This is a genomic window from Moorena sp. SIO4E2 (assembly GCF_010671945.1).
Classification (GTDB): domain Bacteria; phylum Cyanobacteriota; class Cyanobacteriia; order Cyanobacteriales; family Coleofasciculaceae; genus Moorena; species Moorena producens.
Window position 1 is genome coordinate 1 of record NZ_JAAHIE010000653.1, and the last position, 3,644, is coordinate 3,644.

Consider the following 3,644-nt stretch of genomic DNA (forward strand, 5'->3'; position numbering starts at 1 on the left):
CCCCTTGAATCGTAATCGTGGATTAAGCGATCGCGAAGATCATCTCCATGTCGCAACCTTTGAGACCCAACTTAAAGTTGGGGAATCCCTGACTCTGGTGGTCAGCACTGAAGAACATCCTGAACTTGATGGCAACACAGCCTTAGACGCTCATTATCAATACCAGCAGCAGTTAATCAACCGTTGGGATGCTGCCCACAATCTCAAAACTACCCCCAGTTGGATCCGGCAATTAGTATGGGCGGCTGACCAATTTATTGTCAACCGCCCTTTAGCAGATGCACCTGATGATAAAACGATTATCGCAGGCTACCCTTGGTTTGGGGATTGGGGGCCAGATACCATGATTAGTTTGCCAGGATTGACCAAAAAAAATGGGTTTCAAGCCCCGTCCTTCCTTCGACGGCTTTTAAGTAGAGTGTGATAGAATAAACATGTAGCCTAGTACAGGCAGGAAAAGTCGGTACTGCCAATTTAAAAACAACGAGCGTTTTGCGATACTAGTACACGAGGAGCGAAAAACCTCGCCAAAACCCATGGGTCTTAACAGACACCGAAAACCAGTAAAGTACAAATTTAAAGTATATAACGTACCGTGGGGCACACGGGAACGGGCAATCCCAACGCTTAGGGAGACAAGCCCACTGGGGTTAGTTAAATTAGGCTCAATATTTGGTTCTTCTGGACGAATATTTGGCTTAAGTAAGGCATTTCAGGATAACTAATTTTAAGGCATGTCGTAGAACTAAGAATCCCCGCTCTTATAGGGCGGGGAGTGTCAAAAGAATGCTGTCAATCCTAGCAAAGTCGGCACAAAAGTGGCTCCTCATTACCGATTTACTATTGGTGCTGGGGAGACTCGGGTGATTAAGCTGTGGCTGAGTGATGCTCCCAATATCCCCCAACCCTTTGGCAGTGAGTTTTCACGGATTATTGCCACCCGTCGCTCAGAAGCGGATCAGTTTTACCATGCGATCGCACCACCCGGAATTAATGATGATCAGCGTAATATTCAGCGTCAAGCCTTCGCAGGACTGTTGTGGAGTAAACAGTATTATTACTACAACGTAGAAACCTGGCTCAAGGGTGACCCCAATCAACCGCCACCTCCACCAGAACGTCTCAAAGTCAGGAATCAGCAATGGAATCATCTCAACAATGCAGATATTATTTCGATGCCCGATAAATGGGAATATCCCTGGTTTGCAGCCTGGGATTTGGCATTCCACTGCATCCCCTTAGCAATGATTGATCCAGATTTTGCTAAGAATCAACTTGACTTAATGACGCGGGAGTGGTATATGCATCCCAATGGGCAAATTCCCGCCTATGAATGGAACTTTTCAGATGTTAATCCTCCCGTGCATGGGTGGGCAACCTGGCAAGTTTATAAGCTGGAAAAACAGTTCCATGGCACAGGCGATCGCCAGTTTTTAGAACGGGTCTTTCAAAAACTTCTGCTGAACTTTACTTGGTGGGTTAACCGCAAAGATTTCGACGGCAACAATGTATTTGAAGGGGGATTTTTAGGCTTAGACAATATTGGAGTATTTGACCGTAGTTCAGATCTTCCAAACGGCTGAATGCTTACCTATTACCTATTACCCAAAAAACCTTCGACTATAAAACTACCGCGCACCACTGGACATGATATGATTCATTGAAACTTTGCTATTGTCAACGTCTATGTCAAGTTTCATTGCTAAAACAACAGATTGGTTGAATCGGATTCCAGGGCGTGGTTACTTATTGATCGCTATCCTGATTTTTGCAGCAGCGAATTCGGTCATTCGTAAGCTCACTGACCTGGGTGCAGATAATTTAATTGATGGTAGAAATCCTATTTCCTTCTGTAATGTGTTGTTTGTTGGCAATCTCTGCGCGTTGCTAGCGTTGATTGCTATTTATGGACGACAGTGGAATTTTCGAGCCCTCAGACAACTCTCTGGAACAGATTGGTTAGGGTTACTAGGTGTTGCAGTTTTGTCAGGAGCACTGGCACCATCTCTGATATTTATCGCTCTTGAGCGCACTGCTGTTAATAATGTAGTGCTGATTGGACGCATTGAGCCTCCTCTTGCTTTGGCTTTGTCGGTTTTACTTCTCAAAGAACGGGTAAATCGTTGGGTGATAGCTGGTGCGATTATTTCATTTATTGGTGTAATCCTGACTATTGTGCTTCAGCCTCCCCAGGAAAACATGATTAATATGGGTGGAGGCTTTAGGATTGGTGTCGGTGAATTGATGGCAGCAGCAGGAGCGATCGCATTAGCAATTTCTACCATTATTAGTAAAGTCAAGCTGCGCCAAATCCCTCTGGGAATCTTTACCGTGTTCAGAACTGCTACAGGTACGGTCATTTTCTTGGTTGCGGTGATTAAGTTATTTGGAGTAGGTCATTTTATGGATGCTTTATCACCATTTGTCTGGCAATGGATGCTGCTCTATGGGGCTGTGATTGTAGTAGGAGGTCAACTCTGTTGGTTTAAGGGTTTGAAGACTACTACTGCATCCGATGTTTCTCTGGCGAGTTCCTTTAGTCCGGTAGCGGGCATTTTAGCAGCTTACTTGATTCTATCAGAAGTACCAACAATAGCTCAGTATATTGGTGGTGCTGTAATTATTGGCGGCATTGTCCTGAATCAAATTGGTATTTCTCGCAAACTTCCTAAAACTGATACTATCATTGTGGCAGAATCGATGAAAGAAATGGAATTTGGGTTTAAAGGAGTATGAATGTAAGCATTCAGCTAATGCTTACCTAGTAACATAAGGATGTTACTAGTTCTAGAGATGTCAGTATGGAGATGTTAGCCAAATTTGCTGAAAGAGTTACCGAGCGCTTGATGGCTGGGATATTAACGTTTCCTGATGGTCAAGCTTGGGTAATTGTAGTTATCTTAATCGTGATTTATGGTTTAATTGCTTTACCGATTGGTTTCCGGAACGGCTTTCTAAAACTAGATCAGAACTTACTTACTATTGATAATCCCCCATTATCTCCTTTATTCAGGAAAACTGATGTAAGTGCTGTTAATGTCAAAACCTCTTGGTATTTAGTGGGAAAGATTATGATAACTGCTCTGTTTACCCCAGCAATACTTGAAGAAATATTTTTCCGGGTTTTATTATTACCTCATCCCTCAGAAAACCCTTCCTTAATTTCACTATCCGCTTGGTCTACAGTCAGTTTAGTCATTTTTGTTATCTATCATCCACTGAATGCTATCACCTTCTATCCGGCGGCAATGGAAACATTTTTTAAACCTATTTTTCTATTCCTAGCTACACTTTTGGGAATTATTTGTACTATTGCTTATCTTCAAAGTGGCTCCATCTGGACAGCTGTAGTCATTCACTGGTTGTTTGTTGTGATCTGGCTGATTGGCTTGGGTGGCAAAAGCAGACTTTTGTAACTTAAGCATTCAGCTATCAGCTATCAGCTATCAGCTATCAGCTATCAGCTATCAGCTATCAGCATTCAGCATTCAGCTATCAGCTATCAGCATTCAGCTATCAGCTATCAGCATTCAGCATTCAGCTATCAGCTATCAGCTATCAGTACTTTTCATAACTATCAGGTACACAGAATTTTTTTCCTATTCCCTGTTCCCTGTTCCCTGTTCCCTGTTCCCTTTGGTATA

General features: G+C 43.0%; 3 protein-coding genes and 2 pseudogenes. All 5 read left to right on the plus strand.

Translation table 11 applies throughout. The features are described 5' to 3' along the window. Nucleotides 1–388 (plus strand): annotated as a pseudogene (locus F6K37_RS34825) (amylo-alpha-1,6-glucosidase); the annotation flags it as partial. A gap of 391 nt (nucleotides 389–779) precedes the next feature. After that, nucleotides 780–1,580 (plus strand): annotated as a pseudogene (locus F6K37_RS34830) (MGH1-like glycoside hydrolase domain-containing protein); the annotation flags it as partial. 106 nt (nucleotides 1,581–1,686) lie between these two features. After that, entirely contained in the window at nucleotides 1,687–2,736 is a 1,050-nt protein-coding gene (locus F6K37_RS34835; protein ID WP_008187127.1) for a DMT family transporter, read from the plus strand. 71 nt (nucleotides 2,737–2,807) lie between these two features. Continuing rightward, nucleotides 2,808–3,416 carry a CPBP family glutamic-type intramembrane protease gene (locus F6K37_RS34840; RefSeq protein WP_165691843.1) on the plus strand — a complete coding sequence of 203 codons (609 nt, stop codon included), beginning with the start codon at nucleotides 2,808–2,810 and terminating at the stop codon, nucleotides 3,414–3,416. Continuing rightward, nucleotides 3,394–3,644 (plus strand): hypothetical protein (locus F6K37_RS34845; protein WP_287255404.1); only part of this gene is annotated, 251 nt, incomplete at its 3' end. The genes F6K37_RS34840 and F6K37_RS34845, both read left to right, overlap by 23 nt.

What these genes read in the sequence shown, in the direction of transcription:
- F6K37_RS34835 (WP_008187127.1), top strand. Translation starts at nt 1,687, where the DNA reads ATGTCAAGTTTCATTGCTAAAACAACAGATTGGTTGAATCGGATTCCA.
- F6K37_RS34840 (WP_165691843.1), top strand. Translation starts at nt 2,808, where the DNA reads ATGTTAGCCAAATTTGCTGAAAGAGTTACCGAGCGCTTGATGGCTGGG.